The 16,243-nt window shown below is 43.4% G+C and carries 14 protein-coding genes and 1 tRNA gene; 14 read left to right on the top strand and 1 reads right to left on the bottom strand.

The annotated features are described in order from the left end of the window. Positions 1-58 precede the first annotated feature (58 nt). The 5 genes from glmU to fic all read left to right on the top strand — a co-directional run bounded on the left by glmU (position 59) and on the right by fic (position 3,639). Complete coding sequence (gene glmU, locus EJ419_RS07910; RefSeq protein WP_131285330.1) at positions 59-1,450, top strand: bifunctional UDP-N-acetylglucosamine diphosphorylase/glucosamine-1-phosphate N-acetyltransferase GlmU; 1,392 nt, start codon at positions 59-61, stop codon at positions 1,448-1,450. Positions 1,451-1,531: 81 nt separating this feature from the next. Then, positions 1,532-1,954 carry a ribosome silencing factor gene (gene rsfS, locus EJ419_RS07905; protein WP_131285328.1) on the top strand — a complete coding sequence of 141 codons (423 nt, stop codon included), beginning with the start codon at positions 1,532-1,534 and terminating at the stop codon, positions 1,952-1,954. A 59-nt stretch (positions 1,955-2,013) separates the two neighbouring features. Next, positions 2,014-2,748 (top strand): histidine phosphatase family protein, encoded by a 735-nt coding sequence (locus tag EJ419_RS07900; protein ID WP_131285326.1) that lies wholly within the window; start codon positions 2,014-2,016, stop codon positions 2,746-2,748. A gap of 122 nt (positions 2,749-2,870) precedes the next feature. After that, positions 2,871-2,943, top strand: a tRNA-Ala gene (locus tag EJ419_RS07895). A 90-nt stretch (positions 2,944-3,033) separates the two neighbouring features. Then, positions 3,034-3,639, top strand: a complete 606-nt coding sequence (fic, locus tag EJ419_RS07890; protein ID WP_131285324.1) for a protein adenylyltransferase Fic — start codon at positions 3,034-3,036, stop codon at positions 3,637-3,639. A gap of 293 nt (positions 3,640-3,932) precedes the next feature. Here fic and EJ419_RS07885 read toward each other — a convergent pair whose 3' ends face one another. Continuing rightward, on the bottom strand, positions 3,933-4,754 hold the full coding sequence (locus EJ419_RS07885) for an aldo/keto reductase (protein ID WP_131285322.1): 822 nt from the start codon (positions 4,752-4,754) through the stop codon (positions 3,933-3,935). 329 nt (positions 4,755-5,083) lie between these two features. On the opposite strand from EJ419_RS07885, the gene EJ419_RS07880 reads away from it, so the two are divergent. The 9 genes from EJ419_RS07880 to rimI all read left to right on the top strand — a co-directional run bounded on the left by EJ419_RS07880 (position 5,084) and on the right by rimI (position 16,210). Further along, entirely contained in the window at positions 5,084-6,022 is a 939-nt protein-coding gene (locus EJ419_RS07880; RefSeq protein WP_131285320.1) for a magnesium transporter CorA family protein, read from the top strand. A 23-nt stretch (positions 6,023-6,045) separates the two neighbouring features. Next, positions 6,046-6,951, top strand: coding sequence for a transporter substrate-binding domain-containing protein (locus EJ419_RS07875; protein WP_131285318.1), 906 nt, complete (start codon positions 6,046-6,048; stop codon positions 6,949-6,951). Positions 6,952-7,034: 83 nt separating this feature from the next. Then, a complete protein-coding gene (gene leuS / locus EJ419_RS07870) occupies positions 7,035-9,998 on the top strand; it encodes a leucine--tRNA ligase (RefSeq protein ID WP_131285316.1) in 2,964 nt (987 codons plus the stop codon). Between the two features lie 277 nt (positions 9,999-10,275). Further along, a complete protein-coding gene (locus EJ419_RS07865) occupies positions 10,276-11,097 on the top strand; it encodes a ComEA family DNA-binding protein (RefSeq protein ID WP_131285314.1) in 822 nt (273 codons plus the stop codon). Between the two features lie 505 nt (positions 11,098-11,602). Further along, positions 11,603-12,901: a ComEC/Rec2 family competence protein gene (locus EJ419_RS07860; RefSeq protein WP_165496279.1), complete on the top strand. Its 1,299-nt coding sequence runs from the start codon at positions 11,603-11,605 to the stop codon at positions 12,899-12,901. Between the two features lie 36 nt (positions 12,902-12,937). Beyond that, a complete protein-coding gene (gene holA, locus EJ419_RS07855) occupies positions 12,938-13,924 on the top strand; it encodes a DNA polymerase III subunit delta (RefSeq protein WP_240680381.1) in 987 nt (328 codons plus the stop codon). A 38-nt stretch (positions 13,925-13,962) separates the two neighbouring features. Next, a complete protein-coding gene (gene tsaE, locus EJ419_RS07850; RefSeq protein ID WP_131285470.1) occupies positions 13,963-14,559 on the top strand; it encodes a tRNA (adenosine(37)-N6)-threonylcarbamoyltransferase complex ATPase subunit type 1 TsaE in 597 nt (198 codons plus the stop codon). A gap of 237 nt (positions 14,560-14,796) precedes the next feature. Further along, complete coding sequence (gene tsaB / locus EJ419_RS07845) at positions 14,797-15,654, top strand: tRNA (adenosine(37)-N6)-threonylcarbamoyltransferase complex dimerization subunit type 1 TsaB (RefSeq protein ID WP_131285310.1); 858 nt, start codon at positions 14,797-14,799, stop codon at positions 15,652-15,654. A gap of 19 nt (positions 15,655-15,673) precedes the next feature. Then, positions 15,674-16,210, top strand: a complete 537-nt coding sequence (rimI, locus tag EJ419_RS07840; RefSeq protein WP_131285308.1) for a ribosomal protein S18-alanine N-acetyltransferase — start codon at positions 15,674-15,676, stop codon at positions 16,208-16,210. Positions 16,211-16,243 lie beyond the last annotated feature (33 nt).

Genomic DNA, 16,243 nt, shown 5'->3' with positions numbered 1-16,243 from the left:
AATAGTAAGTCTGAGAAGTTAAGATCCCTCAGTGTACATGAAAGAATAGGTTAGTCAGATGAGCATTACAGCAGCAATCGTGTTAGCAGCGGGCGATGGTACCCGTATGAAGTCTTCAACTCCGAAAGTTTTGCACTCAATTGCAGGAAAGACCTTCCTCCAGCGTGTGATGCTTGCTGTAACGGCGACAAAGCCGCAATCAGTTGCTGTAGTTGTACGTAACCAAGCGGAACGTGTTTCTCAAGCTGCATTGAGTTATGTAAGCGATGCTGTTATCGTCCATCAAGATGAAATTCCAGGTACTGGTCGTGCAGTTCAGTGTGCTATTGAGGAATTGAAGAAGCGTGGAGAACTACATGGCACTGTGCTGGTTACGGCAGGTGACATGCCTATGCTTGACGGTGATACATTGACAGATCTGGTTCGTGTACATGAGGACAGCTCAAGTGTAGCTACTATCTTGAGCTGTAAATTAGACAATCCATTTGGATACGGACGAATCATTCGTGACTCCGCTGGTGGGTTTGTACGCATCGTAGAACAAAAAGACGGTACGGATAGCGAATTAGCTGTTAATGAAGTTAATACTTCTGTCTATGCGTTTGATGCTGATGTTCTTGCTAAGTCTATTGAAAAGCTAAACTCTGAGAATTCGCAGGGCGAGTTTTATCTTACTGATGCGTTAGCAAATGCACGCGAAATTGGTAAAGTTGGAATCGTCACAGTATCTAATCCGTTGCGCGTAGAAGGCGTCAATGATCGCGTTCAACTTGCAAAACTTGCCAAGGCATATAATCAGGAAATCTGTGAGCATTGGATGCGTGAGGGTGTAACCATCATGGATCCAGAAACGACATGGATAGAAGATGATGTTCGCATTGAAGCAGATGCAGTTATCCTACCGGGTTCATATTTACAAGGACAAACTTGCATTGCATCTGATGCGGTTATTGGACCAGATACCACATTAATTAACGCTGTTATCGAGCGTGGAGCGAAAGTTGAACGCTCACGTGTAGAAAGCACCCATATCGGTGAAGAAGCAAATATTGGTCCTTGGACATATTTGCGCCCAGGTAACGAACTCGGTAAGGGAACGAAGGCAGGAGCTTTCGTTGAGATGAAGAAAGCTATCATCGATGAAGGTACTAAGGTTCCTCATCTGAGCTATGTGGGCGACGCTCATATCGCACATCATACAAATATCGGTGGTGGCACAATTACCGCAAATTATGATGGCGTGCATAAGCATCATACCGAAATAGGCGCGAATGTTCATATCGGTGCTGGTAATATGTTTGTAGCACCGGTAACAGTAGGCGACAATGTGACTACAGGCTCCGGCTCGGTAGTTCGTCATGATGTTCCAGCAGATTCGATGGTGTACTCCGAGAATTCGCAACATGTTGTCGAAAATTGGAAACCAGCATGGGAGCGTGATGCGCAGTAAGACGCAGAGCATATGCGATGTCATACGATGCATCGTAGATAATCAGAAAAGTTTTTAAGAATTAAAGTATTAAGGATAAAAGTGGCAGCTTTTAAAGAATCAATTGAAATGGCTCGCACAGCAGCACTTGCAGCTGACGAGATGAAGGGTGACGATATCGTTGCCTTCGATGTATCCGAACCTTTGGGGCTAACTGATGTCTTTTTGATAGCGACAGGTTCATCGCCACGACACGTTTTGTCCATTGCAGAGGAAATTGAAAAGCAATTGCACCTTCAGCATTCGATGAATCCACGCGAACGTGAAGGCCTCGAAGAAGGGCAATGGGTTCTTCTCGATTTTGGTGATATCGTTGTCCACGTCATGGATCAGGATTCGCGTGATTTCTATGATTTGGAACGTTTGTGGAAAGAATGCCCACGTATTGATTTAGGGCTTCCACAGCGTAATGATGAAGATGCTAATAACGACAGCGAAGAAGACGACGATAACTTCGCCTACTAAATATGTCGATTAAACATTAACTCTGAAATAGACGTTGCGTTCCAATTGAGGTTAATTTTATGGCACAACCGCTCAACGACATTACTGCAAGTACTCAAGGTGAAGCAAATCATGCGCGTTATATAACATTAGTGCGGCATGGACGCACACAGTACAATGCGCAGCATCGTTTGCAGGGTCAAATCGACATTCCGCTTGATGAAGTGGGTCGCTGGCAAATTCGTCAAACTGCTGAAGAATTGAGAAGACTATATGTCCGTGAAAGCGATGAAAAGCCACTTGTTGTCGCATCTACGCTCGGGCGTGCACAAGAAACAGCGCACGCGTTTGCTGATGAATTGGGGCTGACAGTACATGTGGATGAACGTGTGCAGGAGCGTAATTTTGGTGAGCTCGAGGGTATGCCTGTTACCGAGATGCAGCAACGCTGGCCTGAAGATTTTGAAAGTTGGCGAAATTTCGGTGATGGCGAGCTTAGCCATGGTGCTGAGCCAAAAGCTGACGTCGGTCTTCGCGGTGCACAAGCTGTAGATGATTGGGCTCATACAGTTAACTCTGATACAGAACTTTTTGTGTTTTCACATGGAGCTTGGATTAATCAAACTGTTCAGACGCTTATGGGGTGGAGTGAATTCCATAATGATTTCGCTGATCTCGTAAGCATGCGTAACGCATTTTGGACCAGGCTCATGCTTTTCGATATGCCAGATGGAACTGAACGATATCGTTTGATTGATTACGCGCACGGGCCAACTGCGGCATATACGCAAGATTGGGATAATCCGCAGCTGTAACTATAGAATTTGCTGTGTAAGGCTACTGTGCAGCTATGCGAGACATAGTATGAAGTATGAATCGTACACAGACCGACACGTTTGCGCAACGCACACTTCTCGTGTACAGTAGAAATGTTTTTGGGGCTATGGCGCAGCTGGTAGCGCATCTGCATGGCATGCAGGGGGTCACGGGTTCGAATCCCGTTAGCTCCACAAATTATAAGAGCTGTCTGGGTAAAACCAGATGGCTCTTTCTGTTACTACCTTTAATTTGATAGAATGGTAGTGTTGCTAGGAGGTGCCGTGGTTCTTGAAAACAAGATGAATATTCAAGATTCATCTCAGCTTGCGCGTGAAGAAGAAAAACTGAGTAAGCGCAAGGCGATTAAGCTCTTTGAAGAGAAAATCTTGGATAAATTCGAACCTGGAACTTTCGATACCCTTCAGGAAATCCATAGATATCTATTTGAAGATATTTATGAATTTGCTGGTCAGGTAAGAACTGTGAATATTGCCAAAGGTGGCTTTCGCTTTGCTCCTGTTATGTATCTCGAAGCTGCCCTCACACACATTGACTCTATGCCACAAACAAACTTTGATGAGATTATCGAAAAATATGTTGAGATGAATGTAGCTCATCCGTTTCGTGAAGGAAATGGCAGGAGCATGCGTATTTGGCTCAATCAGCTTCTCAAGAAAGAAGTTGGTTTAGTCATTGATTGGAATGCCGTAGATAGGGAAGACTACCTACTTGCTATGGAACGCAGTCCGATACGCGATACGGAGATTAAGCATGTATTGAAAAAAGCTTTAACAGATAAAATTGATGATAGCGAGACCTATATGAAGGGTTTGGACACGAGCTATTACTATGAAGGGTACTATGCATATAGAGCAGAGGAACTCTGAGATTGAGCAGACTCTGTGCCATCCGAGTGTCTAGCATTTCCTTTTTTTGCAATGTATGACGAATGGTGTAGTGAAGAATTGTCCAAGATAATTTGATAAGTTCTTCTCACTAAGACCAGTTCCGCTCAGTATTCAATATATTGAGTCCAGGGCTGGTTATTTTTATATTGGTGGAAATAATTCTTAGTGTTCAGCAAATAGCTAGAAATAAACATAGAAATTTGAAGGCTGAGGTGTTCCTTGACATTAAGGCTCAGCCTTCACAAGCAGCTTGTTAGCAAATGCGAGTTTACTTAATAATCCTTCTCAATTTCCATAGATGCTGGCCAATGTCCTAAACCGGTTCTCTGGTCAAGTCCGCGAAGTTCATCTCTATCCTCATCGCTGAGAGAGAAATCGAAGACTTCAAAATTGCTCAAAGCATGTTCTTTCGAGGAAGCCTTTGGAATGACCACGATATTTTCTTGAATTAAATAGCGCAAGATAGTTTGAGGAACCGATTTGCCGTACTTTTCTGCAACGCGCGCAATAGCTGGGTCAGTCAAAATACCGCCTTGACCTTGTCCAAGCGGTGACCAAGACTCATGAACAATATCTTGGCTAGTCAAATATGCGTGCATCTTTTGCTGCTGCCAGCGCATATGCGTTTCAATCTGATTGATTACAGGCTTAATTTCTGCATTATCAATGATTTCTTGAGTAAGAAGATGATTGAAATTCGACAGACCAATCGAGCGAATACGTTCATCCTTTACAAACTGTTCCAACGCGCGATACGATCCGAGGCTATCCGTCATAGGCCAATGAATGATAAACAAATCCACATAATCAGTGCGTAATTTTCTAAATGACTCTTCAAGCCCACGCATTGTTTCGTCATATCCGTCAGTTTGCACCTTACTTGTGATAAAGAATTCTTCGCGAGGAATGTTGCTTTCCTCTACAGCTCTTCCTACGCCTTCCTCATTGCGATAGACCTGAGCGGTGTCGATATGACGATACCCAACTTCAATTGCATTTTCTACTGAGCGCTTAGTGTCTGATGGTGGAATTTGATACGTGCCGAAACCAAGAATTGGCATTTCATATCCGCTGTTTAGCTTGATATATTCCATAGAAACCTCCATAAAATATGTTGATATATATAATAGTGGTCTAGTCCAGTGATGAAAAATTATTCGAAAAGAATTTGCTCATAGAGTAGAGGATGAGCTTGGAGGATTGGATACTTTCATGGGGCATATTGCGAACGGCTCACAACACCTCACATTCTACCGAAATTCGGCACTTTAGCGTAAAGTTATATAGGCGAAGTTTGATGCATCACAGAGGTAGACAGCACAAGAATTAGTTTGCTGAAAAATAGATGCACCAGATATGCCGAGCAGAGATAGAAATATTAGAGCAGCGTAAGAGCTACGAGTATGAATAGGGGTGATGAGTTATGATGCGTGTATTTAGCACTGTAAACGGACGAACCGAGCAGATAGCGAAACCCGAACGTGGTGCATGGGTCAATTTAACTAACCCTTCAGACTCTGAGCTTGCTGAGATTGCGGATACATGCAAGATTGATCTTGCTGATTTGCGTGCTCCTTTGGATGATGAAGAGCGCTCGCGTGTGGATGTTGAAGACGGTTACACAATGGTTATCGTGGATATTCCTACCGTCGAAGAGCGTGGCGGACGCGATTGGTACGAGACCATCCCATTGTCAATTATTGTGACGGATGATTTGATTGTTACTGTTTGCATGGAAGATTCTATGCTTTTGCAGCCATTTATGGATGGTTCAATTCGCGGTTTTAATACTTTTATGCGTTCACGCTTTATCTTGCAAGTTTTGTATCGTAACGCTTCCATGTATTTGCGTTATCTGCGCATTATTGATCGTGAAAGCGATAAACTCGAAAATCGTTTGCAAAGCTCGACTGCAAACCGTGAGATTCTCTTACTTATGGAGCTATCTAAGTCTTTGGTTTACTTCACGACTTCTTTGAAATCTAATGAAGTCGTGCTGGAAAAACTGACGAATTTGCAGCGCTTCCGTTATTACGAGGATGATGCTGATTTGTTGGAAGACGTTATTACAGAAAATAAGCAGGCTATTGAGATGGCAAGCATTTATCAGTCCGTTTTGCAGGGAATGACTGATGCTTTTGGCACGATTGTGTCTAATAACGTGAATAATGTGATGAAGACATTCACGATTATTTCGCTCGTTATGGCTATTCCAACTATGATTTTCTCTTTGTACGGTATGAATTTCGATGAAATGCCGTTGTTGCGTACACATGGGGGATTCTGGATAGCAATTATCGTCTCTGTGGCTTTATCTGGATTAGCTGCATGGATTTTTACTCGTTCTAACCGTTTTAATTAAGCCAAATAAATAGTGTACGAGAAATGAAAAATATGTTCTGGAAAGACATAGTGCAACGAGTGCGAATTACATGTGCTGGTGTTATGAGTATCGTAGCGCTTTCTAGTCTCAGTGCTTGCGCCGTGACAACGAGTAATATCGAGTCTAGTGATGTTGTGGGGCCAACGATAAAAATTGGCATTGCTTTTGATCGTCCTGGTTTAAGTCTTTTCCAAAATGGTTCTGTCTCCGGCTTTAATGCACAGATTGCTCAGGCTATAGCGTATGATTTAGGCTATTCTGCCGCGCAAATTGAATGGGTAGAAGTAACTGACCAAACTCAAGACCAACTCTTTCAATCAAGCGATATCGATATGGTTGTAGGCGTTTCACAGTATTCTCAAGTGTCATCTAAAACGCATAACGTTGAATTTTCTGGCCCGTATGTTTCGGCTCCTTTGGGAATTTTAGTAAGATCACAAAATGCGACTAAACTTCGTAGCATTGATGATTTAGCGAATAAAAATGTGTGTTCGGTTGCAGGGGAGAATTCTGATAAGCTTACTGCAAACGATGTGAGCACACTCATGAGTGGTGCAAATCAGGTCTTCATACAGCAGACGTATAGCGAATGCATGTCTGCACTTGCCACCACGACAGTAGATGCGGTGGTAGGAGATTCATTAGTTCTGGAGCAACTCCAACGTCGAGCAAGTGGGCAAAACTTTGCATTGAACCTCTCTGATAATGACGAGCTGGACATATCGTACGGTGTAGCAGTTCCATCAGGGGATGTGCGTTTATATGCGAAGATTCAGACTTTGCTCGCAAAAATCGTACAGGACGGTCGTTGGAATCGGTTTATATCCAATATCAAAAATTCATCCGCACACGCACAAATTAAAAATCTTAAAGCTCCTGCGATTAAACAACCACCTGATGAACAATAAGGCTATTTTTGGGTGTTAAAGTCCATATGGGCTGTGAAAATTTGATTAGTTTGAGGGCTCATTCTCCTGAAAGCGAGATAATCATGGAACAATTTGCAACTTCAGAACCAGCATGGCGTTATAACGCGCAACTGGCTCAAAAAATTGAGGAACATTGGCAAGAAAAGTGGGATAAGGAAGGCACCTTCTGGGCAGCGAACGTAGAAGGTACGATGACAGATGGTGAAGGAAATCTAGCAGGAGATCGTAAGCCTTATTTTGTCATGGATATGTTCCCATACCCATCTGGACGAGGACTTCATGTGGGTCATCCATTAGGATATATCGCGACCGACGTGGTTGCTCGCTTCCACCGTATGAAGGGCGAAAATGTTCTTCATACTTTGGGTTACGATGCATTCGGATTACCAGCTGAGCAGTTCGCAGTTCAGACAGGACAGCATCCTCGCATTACTACGGAAGAAAATATCGCAAATATGCGACGTCAGCTTCACCGTATGGGCTTGGGGCATGATAGTCGTCGTTCTTTTGCAACTATTGAGCCAGGATATGTTCACTGGACCCAGTGGATTTTCACTCGCATTTTTAACTCGTGGTATGACGAAGAATTTGTACGTGCAGACGGAGGGAAGGGAAGTGCACGGCCAATTTCGGAGCTTATAGAAAAGTTCCGTTCTGGGGCCATGGCTATTCCTGGTTTCGATGACGTATCGTGGGACGACCTGGAACCAAAGCAGCAAGATGATGTGCTCAACGAATTCCGCTTAGCATACATTTCTAAATCTCCAGTTAATTGGTGCCCTGGATTGGGAACAGTTCTGGCTAATGAGGAAGTTACCGCGGACGGACGTTCAGAGCGAGGGAACTATCCTGTATTCCAGCGTGAATTATCCCAGTGGTCTATGCGCATTACCAAGTATGGTCATCGCTTAATCGAAGACTTAGATACAATCGACTGGCCGGATAAAGTCAAGTCGATGCAGCGAAATTGGATTGGTGAGTCGCACGGTGCATCAGTTCATTTTGAAGTGCCAACTTCTGATGGTTCTGGAAATCAGGATCTCGAAGTCTATACAACTCGTGCCGATACTCTCTTTGGTACCACCTTTGCGGTTGTTGCGGTTGATCATCCATTGCTTGATCATGTACCAGCAAATTGGTCGGCTGACATTCCACAAGTGTGGCGTGGAGGTTACGAAAACTTAGCTGAGGCAGTTGTAGAATACCGCCGCCAAGCAATGGCGAAGACTGCCATGGACCGCGTTAATGATAACGGCGCAAAGACAGGTTTCTTCTCGGGTCTATATGCGATTAATCCGATTACAGGTGCTCAGATTCCTGTATTTGTTTCGGATTATGTGCTGATGAGCTATGGAACCGGCGCAATTATGGCAGTTCCGGGAGGTGATCAGCGAGATTACGATTTTGCTCAGGCATTCGAACTTCCGGTAATTTATACCGTAGAGCCAGACGCTGCTTCAGGAGAAACACTTGCTGATGATTATGAAGGTCAGAAAGCATACACTTCTCATGAAGGTCGTGTTATAAATTCGCATGTCACATCGACTCACGTAGGTTCAGTTGATTTGAACTTAGACGGAATGGAAGTAGATGCTGCGACACAAGCAGCAATCGCATGGCTCGAAGAGCAGGGTGTCGGAAAGGGCACCACTTCTTATCGCCTTCGTGATTGGCTCTTTAGTCGTCAGCGTTACTGGGGTGAGCCATTCCCAATCGTTTATGATAAGAATGGCGTTGCACATACTATCCCAGATAGTATGCTTCCTCTTAATCTTCCTGATGTACCAGACTATAGCCCTCGTACATACGATCCGATGGATAGCAACACTGAACCAGAAGCTCCACTGAGTCGTAACGAAGAATGGGTTAATGTTACTCTCGATTTGGGCGATGGAAATGGTCCACAGGAGTATCGTCGCGATACTAATACCATGCCGCAATGGGCAGGTTCGTGCTGGTACTACATGCGCTATACCGATCCACAAAATCCAAATGAGATGGTAAATCCAGAAGAGTTCAACTATTGGCTCGGTGCTAATCACAATGACACTGTTGGTAAGTCTGGTGGCGTTGATTTGTACGTTGGCGGTGTCGAACATGCAGTTTTGCACTTGCTGTATTCACGTTTCTGGCATAAAGTACTCTTTGATCTTGGTATTGTTAGCACTCCAGAACCATTCCATAAGCTCTTTAACCAAGGCTATATTCAGGCATACGCATACACTGACGAGCGCGGACAGTATGTTCCAGCTGCAGAAGTAGAAGAAGTTCCTGGTGATAACGGGGAAATTACCTATGAATGGAACGGTCAGAAGGTTAACCGTGAATTCGGAAAGATGGGTAAGAGCCTTAAGAATATCATTACACCTGATGATATGTACGATGAATACGGTGCAGATACCTTCCGTCTTTATGAAATGAGCATGGGGCCTCTTGATGAGTCTCGCCCATGGAACGTACGCAATGTCATCGGTTCGCAAAGATTCCTACAGCGTCTATGGCGAAATGTTATCGACGAAAACACCGGCGAAGTCATCGTAAGCGAAGATGAACTTGACGACAAGACTGCTAAGCTCCTCAATAACACCATTGCGGAAGTTACTGAGGAAATGGAAAATATGCGTCCAAATACGACGATTTCTCGCTTGATTGTACTTAACAATCACTTGACGTCGTTCGATGCAGCTCCTCGAAAGGCAATTGAGCCACTGATTTTGATGCTCGCTCCTATAGCTCCACACATTTGTGAAGAGCTGTGGAATAAGCTAGGACATGAGAAGTCTATTGCTCACGCACAGTGGCCACAAGCAGATGAGCGTTTCGTTGGAAACGATACCGTAACCGCTGTTGTTCAGATCAAAGGCAAGGTTCGCGGAAAACTCGAAGTTAGCCCTGACATTAGTGCTGAAGATCTTGAAGCTCAAGCTTTGGCTTTGCCTGCCATCGTCGAGCGTCTTGGCGGTGTAGCACCTCGTAAAGTTATCGTTAAAGCTCCACGAATTGTATCTATTGTTCCTGGGGAATAAGAGCGGAATAATATCGGAATCATTGAAGGATGTGGATAGCAGCGAAATAGAATACTATTTCTTCTGAGCCAATCATCCTAAAACTGTTCAGAGTGTTTGCTCTTCGTATGTTGCAGTTATGCAGACGAAGAGCAAACACTTTTGTATATTGTGACATTACGAGTGCTACTGCTGAATGATTTGTAGAAAGCGGTTATTCGTATTCGGGTTTCTCCACATTCGTTCACATTTATTTTTAAGCTTGAATAGCTGAATCTTTCCGACCGACAATAGCTGTATGCGTACAGTATCATCGACACATTTAAAATCACTCAGTGAAGTAACTGCTCAGGATAGTCGGGAGAGTCCATTTGCAGAGATATCGCCAGCACATAAAGATTTTGACCACAGTGTGTTCAGTGAGAATAATTCTTTTCACTGTAAATCTCGCACACTAGATACTGTGAGCGATGGAAAGCATAGAAGAAATCAAGACAAAAAGACATCTTCGAAGAATGACTTTGCTTTTCTTTCGCTTTTACCACGCGTATTAGGTAACCCACAGTATAGTGCAGGTACAATTTTAGTATTGATATGTGCCCTAGCCGTAGTGATAACCCTACTGACAATTCAAAGTATTAATATAGCCAGTGCAAGTTTATCGAGTGAATCTCTTCATACAGAAGCGAGCCCTTTTCCTGGCAAGCAGGATAAAAAATCCACCGGAAATAAGGAGCATACAGGTCAATCATCCGATAAAAAAACTAAAAATGATGGGCAGCAAGAAACTCAAGCGTCAAATTCTAGCCAGAACTTAAATTCAGGCTCGACTGGTATCTATTCTTCCTCTCCTCAGGAACTTTCCTCATCTAGAAATGAGGTCTCAGACCAAGCGCCATCCGTATCACAACAGCAGGCATCGCCAGGTGTGGGCATTAATATTAACTCTGCTTCTCTTGAGGAACTTCAAGAAATTCCTGGAGTCGGTCCAACTTTAGCCCGACGAATAATTGATTATCGTATTGTCAATGGTCGCTTCACCTCGATTGAAGATTTATTATCAGTATCGGGGATAGGCGTCAAAAAATTTGAAAAGATGAAAAATCATGTTCGGATATAGTAGACATGATTTTAGACTTGTCATACCAGTTATCCTTTCATGGTCAGTCGCCGCTTATCTCATGTGCGATCTCGTTGCTACACGAAGGATCTTTGTGTATCGCATGCTTCTCATCGCATGTGCACTTATACTTACTGGACTTGCAGTGCTGAGTATGATAATCACTAAATCCCGAGGCAAAAGGGCGTATAAGAGTTTCTCATTAACAGCAGGATTGTCTGCACATACCGTGGTCCATAATGTATTCAATTCCTTCGTATACGTGCGTACATACGTGCTACTTTGTGTGTGCATAGTGATGTGCGTAATCGTTCGCTGTGATCTTGATTGGCTAAGATACAATGCAGATGTCCAATCAGAGTTTAGTTCCGTGAATTCATACGATATCTCAGCAGTTGTAAAAATAAACTCCCCAGTAATGACAACGCATGTGCGGGGTTTTAAGTGCAGTGTCCAATCGCGAGCTCTATCGATCCATAAAGATGGTGTACGACAGGCGAGCAGTATGTTGATGCGTATATATGGTCGATCTACTGCACAATGCAATCTTAAACGTGGAGCCCTGTACGAAGTTTCCGGTCAATTGAAAAAGAGCGAATATATTCGCGAAAAATGGATGCTTCAAATTGGCAAGACTACTCTGCATACTTCTTCAAAAGGAAATTTTGCTAACGAGTCCTTAGATAGTGTGAGACTGATACGGGATGCATCGGGGATAGATAATACAATTAATTTCATACAAGCACAGTTTTTGGCACAAACATCTAAGCTTGATGTGCAAGCTGCTATTTTGGTTCCCGGTATAACAATAGGCGTATTAGGAAGTGACGCGTACCTTATTGATGACATGGATCAGGATGGATCGAGCAACAGATCGACCTCGTTACGAATGGAAGCAAAGAAAGTTAAGGATGCGTTTCGAATAGCGGGAATTATTCATGTACTCGCTGTGTCAGGTGGGCATTTTGCCTTAGCGATTTCTGCCGTGACATGGATTCTTAAAAGATGGAGAGTGTATAGATGGATTCGTTCAATAGGAGTACTGTGCGCTAATTGCGCAGTATTTGCCATGATGTATCCATCGGATTCCACAGTACGTGCATTTGCTATGGGATTTGTTACTGCTGGATATACGGCGGTGGGACGACGTATACAAGGGTGTGCTTCGTTATGTACAGCAATTATTATTCTTCTACTATTTGATCCCTCTTATGCGGTCAGTATTGGATTCTCTTTATCATGTGCAGCAGTATTTGGAATACTAGTATGCACAAAACCACTAGCTGACTACTTAATGCATGTAATGCCGCGTAAGCTTGCTTTGCCATGTGCAGTTACTATAAGTGCTAATTGTGCAACTTTACCCATTTCTGTCGGCATAATGCCATCCATTCCGATATATGCAGTAATAAGCAATATGGTCGTGGCAATTCCGATGGATATAGCGACAGTATGTGGTTTGTGTGCACTTTCCATATCATGGATTATTCCAGAAGCTGGATTAGCTTGTGCATGGATTGCGGGTAAAGCAACTGAAGTAATCACTCAGGTATGTTTTATTATTCAAAGGCTTCCATTCGCTCAAGTGACATGCACTGCGGAACAACTGTTAGGAGTTTATTGCTGTATTGGACTTGTTGCATTAATTATCGCATGGGTCATCTCTCAAAAATCCAAGAAATCTGCCTTTGAAAAGAGCTATAGAATTCCGGTGAAGCAGCGGTGGATTCAATACTGGTCGCAGATGTGGAAAGATACATTAGGAATTGAACGCATTCTAAATAATGGGGGAGCTCGAGTATGATAGTAAGTTGTCCACGCTGACAAGGAAATTAGAGACATGGCATTGAGCGCAGTATACGTAATTAATGGGGGAGATGAATATCTCAACCTTCAAACTTCTCGCAAACTTCTTCATGATATAAGCGTAGAACTGCCTAATATGGAGCGTATCGACCTCGATGCATCTACGACGAGTGAATATGATTTCATAGAATCCGTCAGTCCTTCATTGCTCTCCGATGGCGCGATAGTTTATCTTGATAATTTGGAAAATAGCTCAGACAAACTTTCTGATGCTATAGATGCGTTTGCCACGGAGCATAAAAAACGCGTTGAAGGAGATTCTGTCGTCATTTGTCGTAAAAGTCCAGGTCAAAAAGGTATGGGACATGTTAATCGTCTCAAGAAATCAGGGGCAAATGTAATCAATGTTCCTCAGCTTAAGACCGAGCGAGACTATAGATCATTCATTACGGGTGAGTGCGAGCGATACGGTCGGTTTATGACTCCTGATGCCATCGCGTTACTAATCGGAGTACTATCAGGACGTACTGGTGAGATAGCTGCAATGTGTAATCAATTATGCTCGGATTTTGACGAGAATCCTATAACAGAGCATACGGTTTCGCTCTATATGGTGAGTAATCCGCAGGTAACTGGTTTTAATGTCTCAGATAAAGCTATGGCTGGAGACTTAACAGGCGCAATTGTTGATATGCGAAATGCTGTAGTCCAAGGTATGGCACCAATTGCAATTATCGGCGCGCTCGCTTCTAATTTACGGTCAATCGCAAAAGTTGCAGCAGTCGAATCTGGTCAAGTCAGCCAAAGTGAAGCAAACTTTAAAAATTCATGGGTTTATAACAAAGCTAAAAAGAATCTGCGTGGATGGACATCTCAAGGGCTGGCTCATGGCATACAGATGTGTGCGTGGGCAGATGAGCAGTGCAAAAAATCGGGAAATGACCCATTGTACGCATTAGAAAAAACTCTTGAATGTATCGCTTCTCACGGGAAAGTGACAGTCGAAGGGATGAATTCGTGACACAAGAATTTAGTGTAGATGTTCCGACATCTCAATTAATGCATGTCTTGGGTCATTATGTAGCAGAAGCTATGCATGGCGGTGATGTGATTGTCTTATCCGGACCGTTAGGTGCTGGCAAAACGACATTCACACAAGGGGTCGGAATTGGCTTGCAGATTAAAGAGCCTGTGGTTTCGCCAACTTTCACGATTGCAAGAGAATTGCAGGGACAATTTAGCAACGGAACTCACGCACATTTAATCCATGTTGATGCATATCGATTACCTGGCTCAGACAATGATGATGTCATGTATGAGGCGATGAATGCCAATGAACAATCGCAGCAATACGCGCATAATGCGGCAAATCGTCTACTAGATGAATTGGAATCATTAGGACTTGATGAAGTACTTGAAGATCCCGATGACAATACTGTAATTCTCATTGAATGGGGATCAATGATGGCTTCTGTTCTCGCAGATAACCGTCTGGAAATTGATATCGATAGATCTGTAACCGACAATCTATTAACGGAATCAGATGAATTAACGGGTGATGGTATGCGACGCGTGACATTGAGACCAGTCGGAAAGTCTTGGGAAAAGCGAGCGGCAAAAGTTGTGGCCGAATACTTGCATTACGTACAAGACTAGGCTATCCGCCTTTGATTAGATATAATCGGACTCGATATACTCCAACTCGATATACTTTGAGTAAAAAAGCAGATAAATAATCATGGGCAATGACAAACATGCTAGCTAAACTTGTGATAGAAGCAAACTGCGAAATATACACGAGACAATAACTAGCGGATAATAATATGAATGGCTCATGTCGTATGAGCTAAAGCAATAAGCGAGGAATACGTGACCTATATAGATATGACACATATGGCTCAGGCATTACATTTGGGCTTTGACACAGATATAGTGGCCGATTTATATCACAATCCGACGCTTGTTATCGATACATCATATGGTTTGACCGTAGGAGTTGTCGGGTATGCACCTTTGTATGAAGCAGATTCTCGCTCACATGTAGAGCTTCTTCAGCCAAGTATCATCAAAACGGTTGCGAATGCGGGTATGCAAGCACATGATATTAAGCGCATAGTAGTGGGGACCGGGCCTGCTCCTTTTACTGGGTTGCGTGCGGGGATAGTTGCCGCAAGGGCCTTGGGATTTGCTAATAACGTTGAGCTTTTGGGACAGAATATCCTTGAGGTTCAAAGCAATTGGAATAGGCTTGAAATAGCAAATATGAGTCAGTTTGCGGATTACAATGAGCAACTTCATGCAGCGCACTTAACACTTGCTGTAAATGATGCAAGGCGCAAGCAACTTTACTATGCGCTCTATGATGAAGCAGGCCGAGTACTGCTTGATATGAATATCTCTACTGCGGCCGATATAGCCCAGCAAGTTCGTAATCTTATGGATTCTCATGGTCGGCTTGATACATCTTCAAGAACGGTTATAGACATTATCGGACATGGCGCTCAAAAGTATGAGCAAGCTTGGCAAGATCTTCCAATAGGGGAAATTCGTGACGAGTCGGTTGTTCATGATGCTGGAGCAGCTGGTTTAGCGATTTTCGCGGCGAGTGCCGTCATGAATAGATTCCATGGAAATGATGTGTCGACTAATCCATTGTATTTACGTAGACCGGATGTGACGATTCCATCGTCGAATAAGCACATTCTGGGACAAACTGCTATCTCCTTGCATATTGGAGAGAAAATTGAGTAGTAATCTGTCCGAAAGTCTCATGGTAGAAAGTGCTACGCATGAAAACGATATAGAACAAATATCGTTTGAAAGGCTAAATATTCAGGAGTTAGCTACGCATGATGTGGAAGCTATTGCTAAGCTTGAGCGTGAACTTTTTGGTGTGGGCGCATGGAGCCGTGACACAGTGGCACAAGAGCTTCAAGCTGCAGGACGCACATATTTTGTTGCGCGTGAGATTACTTCCAGCAGGATAATTGGTTATGCGGGGATATGGTTCGATGGTTTTGATGCTCAAGTTATGACTATTGGTGTGGATCTGTCTTTCCAAAGGCGACATATTGCGACGCATCTCATGGACTTGCTCAAAAGCGAATCCATTCGACTTAGTGCTGAACGTATTCTTCTTGAAGTAGCTACAGATAATGATCCTGCGCTCGCTATCTATAAAGCGGCAGGATTTGAAATTTTCGGTTTGAGAAAAAGATACTACCAGCCAGAAGACAAAGATGCGTATACGATGGTATGCGAATTGAGAAAAGAATCAAATAACCCGATAGGTTTTAGTATCCCCTAAGAATGCGTGAACCTGAACAGCGTAACTATATGC

Source organism: Alloscardovia theropitheci, assembly GCF_004332295.1.
GTDB classification, from domain to species: Bacteria; Actinomycetota; Actinomycetes; order Actinomycetales; family Bifidobacteriaceae; genus Alloscardovia; species Alloscardovia theropitheci.
This window is presented reverse-complemented; position numbering and strand designations above follow the sequence as displayed.